This is a genomic window from Acidobacteriota bacterium (assembly GCA_034211275.1).
Classification (GTDB): domain Bacteria; phylum Acidobacteriota; class Thermoanaerobaculia; order Multivoradales; family JAHZIX01; genus JAGQSE01.
In genome coordinates, this window is record JAXHTF010000300.1 from 1 (window position 1) to 4,954 (window position 4,954).

The window sequence follows — 4,954 nt, forward strand, 5'->3', positions numbered from 1 at the left end:
GTCGCCGGGAGGCGAGGAGTTGGCTTCGGGGAGCGAGGATGGGTCGGTTCGGGTGTGGGATGCGGCGAGTGGTGAGGAGCGTCGTGTGTTGAGTGGTTCGGGCGGTCGTGTCTTGTCGGTGTGTTGGTCGCCGGGAGGCGAGGAGTTGGCTTCGGGGAGCGAGGATGGGTCGGTTCGGGTGTGGGATGCGGCGAGTGGTGAGGAGCTCGCGCTCTTCTCTTCCCTTGGACAGGTGGCGCTGGCGGCGGTGGCCGGCGGGTGGTTCCGGGTTGGTGAGAACCCCGACCCCGAATCCCTCCGCCGCTTGCTCCGTCTGTGGGTTGGTCGCCCAGGTGCTACTGCCAGCCGCGGCTGGCAAGTCTTGCCCATGGCAGGGCTGGTAGACAAGCTCCACAGCCCGGAGAAGGTCCGGGCTGCGCTTGCCGGTGAGAAAGTCGAGCCGCCGGGGTTCTTAGTGGGGAAGGCGAACCCCTAAGTCCCCACCCGCTCCAACTGCAACAACGGCTGATCCAGCGCCTCCGGGCCCGGGAGGTGGATGGTGGCGGCTAGGTGCCAGAGGTTGTCGCCTTCGGGGTCTAGGAGGACCTGGGTGACGGCCCAGGTGCGGTCGGCGGTTTTACGGATGGTGGTGTGGCGGTGGCGGCGGGCTTCGGGGGAGAAGACGAGCTCGCCGTACTCTGCCAGGAAGGGAGCGAGGGCTTCTTCCAGGCGCTCCGGCGTCCACGGATCCGGCATATCCTCCGGCTTGCGCACGTAGGCGGCGGCTTCCTCCCAATGGCCGGCGGCGAGCTCGCGCACCAGCTGGTGGAGCTCGGCGCGGACTCGCGCGGCGAAGGTCTTTTCGTCGTGCAGCAGCTCCAGATAGCGGATCTTGCGCTGGTTGGCCTCGCGGTCCTCGGTCTGCTGGATTTGCAGCTCGGGGTGGATGAGGCTTTCCCATTCCTCCAACAGGCTGTTGTCCACCCGCTCCACCATCGAGCGGAAGTAGGCTTCCATGTCATAGATGGGGTCGGTCTTGACGTTCATGGGCACCGTCTGGGCGAGGGTTTTGTACAGCTGGCTGAGGTAGCGCAGCACCAGGCCCTCGGAGCGCTTGAGCTTGTAGCGGCGGACGAAGTTGCCGAAGCTCATGTAGTGCTCGAAGATCTCCCGGCCGATGGATTTGGGGTTGACCTGGGCGCCGCGCACCCACGGGTGGGCTTCCCGGAAAACGTCGAAAGTGGAGTAGAGGAAGTCGGCGTTGGGCTGCGGGTGGGTGATCTCCTGCAGGCGCTCGATGCGTTCCTCGTAGTGCAGGCCGTCGGCCTTCATCTGGTTGAGGGCGTCGGTCTTGGCGCGCTCGGTTTGCTGGCGGACGATGGCATAGGGGGTTTCGAGGATCGATTCCACCACCGTCAGCAGGTCGAGGGCGTAGTCCGGGCTTTCTTGATCGAGGACGTCCAGGACCTCCACCAGGTACAGGGCGAGGGTGTGGAAGAGGGAGAAGTCCCACTGCAGATCCTCGTTGACCACCACCCAGCGGTAGGCGGTTTTGGTGTCTTTGACCGTGGTGATGACGTCGGCACGGTAGAGGGAGCGCACCAGCAGGGCGGCCTCGGAGAGCAGGCGGTCCTTCACCGGGTCCGCCTCGTGGCAGTGGGCGATGAGGTCGCGGAGGGAGGCGAAGTTGTCCGACAGGTTGTCGACCTCGGCGTCCTGCTGGAGGAGGTTGACCACCATGCCGTGGGTGATGCGGAAGCGGCTCTTCAAGGTTTCCGGCGGGTTGGAGATGAGGCGCTCGAAGGTCTTTTTGTCCCAGTGCACGTAGCCGCGGGTCGGCGGCTGCTTTTTCTTGTACTTCTTCTTGTTCCCGGAACCGGCGGCCTTGCGCTTGTTGCGGATGTTCTCGATCACGTGCTCCGGCGCCTGGACCACCACGCTGCCGTGGTCGTCGAAGCCCTTGCGGCCGGCGCGGCCGGCGATCTGTTTGAACTCGCGGACGGAGAGGATTTTGTCCTTGGTGCCGTCGTATTTGCACAGCTTGGTGAAGAGCACGGTGCGGATGGGGATGTTGACCCCGACGCCCAGGGTGTCGGTGCCGGCGATGACCTTGAGCAGGCCCTGCTGGGAGAGTTGTTCCACCAGCAGCCGGTACTTGGGCAGCAGGCCGGCGTGGTGCACGCCGATGCCGAAGGTGAGGAAGCGGCGCATCTCTTTGCCGTAGGCGGTGTCGAAACGGAAGTCCTGGATGGCGTCGCGGATGGCCTGGCGCTCGGGCTTGGAGCACGGGTTGATGCTCACCAGGCTTTGGGCCAGCTCGGCGCAGTCGCGCTGGGTGAAGTTGACGATGTAGATGGGGGCGCGGCCGTCGTCGAGGAGATCCTGGACGGTCTCGTGGAGGGGGGTCTTGCGGTATTCGAAGTCCAGCGGCACCGGCCGCTCCACCGAGCGCACCGCCGCCACCTGGGTGCGGGTCCGCTCCTCCAGCTTTTCCTCGATACTGCTGGTGTCGCCGAGGGTGGCGGACATGAGGAGGAATTTGGTGCTCGGCAGGGTCACCAGGGGCACCTGCCAGGCGACGCCCCGGTCGCGGTCCGAGTAGTAGTGGAACTCGTCCATGATGACGTAGGGAGCGTCGAGGCTACGGCCCTGGCGCAGGGCCATGTTGGAGAGCACCTCGGCGGTGCAGCAGACCACCAGCGCCTTGGAGTTGATGCTGGCGTCGCCGGTGAGCATGGCGACGTTCTCCGCTCCCAACTCGTCGCACAGGGCGAAGAACTTCTCGCTCGCCAGGGCCTTGATGGGGGAGGTGTAGAAGGAGCGCTTGCCCTCGCACAGGGCCTTGAAGTGCATGCCCAGGGCGACCAGGGATTTGCCCGAGCCGGTGGGGGTGTTGAGCACTACATGGCGCCCGGCCATGATCTCCAGCAGCGCTTCTTCCTGGGCCGGATAGAGCTCGAAGCCGATGTCCAGCACCCAGCCGAGGAAGAGGTCGAGGATCTCGTCGGGATCGCTGACCCCGCCCTCGGGGATGCGGTCGGCCAGGCGTGGCCGGGAAACGGGGGCCTCGCCGGGCTCGAGGATGGGATCGTCAGTGACGGGCTGGTCGCCGGGAGCGGCGGAGGTAGAGGTCTGGGTCACGGTGGATGCTTTCTACTGGAGCTTTTACAGAGTGCTTTGACAAACTGAGGGTGGACGAGGGAAGAACTTGACGCCCCCGTCATCGCGAGAGCTTGCGCGAACGCAGGGTCACTCTAACGCACTCGGCCCGGCGTCTGACTTTCACCACGGGCTGATAGCTCGACGGTTGCCGCATTCTTGGACGGTGGCGGCGGAGCTGGCGTGAGCCTTGCACCTTCAAGGGCAGAGTAAAGCCCGGGATCGTGCAGTCCCGACGCGTATCGACCATTCGCGATACCATGAGAATCATCTCTCATGGTTTCTTTTCGAATTCGAACGAAGAATCAAGGCAGTCCAATTCCAGCAATCAGCCCAATTCCAGCAATCAGCGCGGCGAGGCCGCAAGGAGGAGCGTCATGACAGCCCCCAATCTTTCGAAGAACCTTCGATTTCCAATCTTATTCCTGGTATTGGCCATGGTGGCCGCGGTCTGTTTGCCGGTGGCTTCGCTGTCCGCTCAAGAGGTCAGCCGCGTCTCCACCGACGGTGTGGCGCCGGTGCAGAATCTCGGCAAGGTCCTCGGCCCGGCGGTGACCCGCTCCTTCGACAACAAGGCCCTCTTCACCATCCAATACGACGACGGTGAGGCGGACAACGGCTATGGCGTCGCCAACACCGCCACCTTCTACGACAATGTGATGCGCTTCGACCTCGGCGCTTCGAACCTCTCGGTGGAGGAGTTCGAGGTCTGCTTCTCGCGGCTGGGCTCGGATCCGGATATCGACTTCGAGATCAATTTCTGGGCCGCCGACGGCCCCGGTGGCGCCCCAGGCACTTTCATCGATGGCTTCCTGGCCACCGCCGAGGACGTCAGCCTCGACCTGGCCGGCACCTACTACCTCTTCGATCTCTCCCCCTTCGACCTGATGCTGCCCAACCAGACCGTCTACGCCGGTGTGGGCTGGGATCCTTCCTCCGAGCAGGATTTCTTCGTCTGCTCCGATTGGGACCGGTCGTCGGTGCAGCCGGCGTACTCGCAGGTGAATCAGGACGGCGTGTGGAATACGCCGCCGGCGGGAGACGCCAATTACACCGCCATGATGTACCGCCTGACCCTCGACGATGGCGCCGGCACCGGTGGTGGCGGGGATTGTGTGCCGGACTCCGTCACTCTCTGCCTGAACGATAGCCGCTTCCAGGTGACCGGCGACTTCCGTACTCCTGCCGGCCAGATGGGCGAAGCCCAGGCAGTGCAGCTCACCGACGACACCGGTTATTTCTGGTTCTTCAACGCGGACAACGTCGAGATGGTGCTCAAGGTGCTCGATGGCTGCCCGGTGAACAACCACTATTGGGTTTTCGCTGGCGGCTTGACCAACGTCGAGGTGATGATCCGGGTGGAGGATACGGAGACCGGGGACGTGCGGAATTACACCAACCCGCTGCGTACGCCGTTCCAGCCGATCCAGGACACCGGCGCTTTCCTCACCTGTCCCTGAGCGGATGACACCATCGGCTGACCTCACCGTCAGCTAAAGACACCGTCAGCAGAAGCCCGCCCGCCCCCTCGATGTTGAGGGACGGGCGGGTTTTTGTGTGCCGTGAGGAATCAGGGAGCGGCGTAGATCTGCAGGTCGGTGCCGACGCGGTCGGCGATCTCGCAGGCGGCCTCGAGATTGGGGTGGCGGATCATCAGGTAGCCGTCGGAGAGCAGGGTCTGTTTCCAGTTGCGCCGGGGATGGCCCAGCGGCAGCAGGTCGACGCAGACCACGTGGGGCCCGATCCGTGAGAGCAGGGACTCGAGGCCTTCGATGCGCTGGATGCGGCCTTCTCCCTGGGCCCGTTTGAAGATCAC

At 64.4% G+C, this 4,954-nt stretch carries 4 protein-coding genes; 2 read left to right on the forward strand and 2 right to left on the reverse strand.

Features of this window, described 5'->3' with window-relative positions; translation table 11 throughout:
• On the forward strand, positions 1-475 hold a 475-nt coding region (locus tag SX243_25095; protein MDY7096266.1), incomplete at its 5' end, for a hypothetical protein.
• Here SX243_25095 and SX243_25100 read toward each other — a convergent pair.
• Positions 472-3,120, reverse strand: a complete 2,649-nt coding sequence (locus SX243_25100) for a DUF3516 domain-containing protein (GenBank protein MDY7096267.1) — start codon at positions 3,118-3,120, stop codon at positions 472-474. The genes SX243_25095 and SX243_25100 overlap by 4 nt on opposite strands.
• Positions 3,121-3,515: 395 nt before the next feature.
• Between SX243_25100 and SX243_25105 the strand changes: the two genes are divergently transcribed.
• Positions 3,516-4,598, forward strand: coding sequence for a hypothetical protein (locus SX243_25105; protein MDY7096268.1), 1,083 nt, complete (start codon positions 3,516-3,518; stop codon positions 4,596-4,598).
• A 110-nt stretch (positions 4,599-4,708) separates the two neighbouring features.
• Here the strand turns inward: SX243_25105 and SX243_25110 are convergent.
• Positions 4,709-4,954, reverse strand: a 246-nt coding sequence (locus tag SX243_25110) for a hypothetical protein (GenBank protein MDY7096269.1), incomplete at its 5' end; no start/stop codon positions are given.

Coding starts and splice junctions, on each gene's coding strand:
- SX243_25105 (MDY7096268.1), top strand. CDS start 3,516: ATGACAGCCCCCAATCTTTCGAAGAACCTTCGATTTCCAATCTTATTC.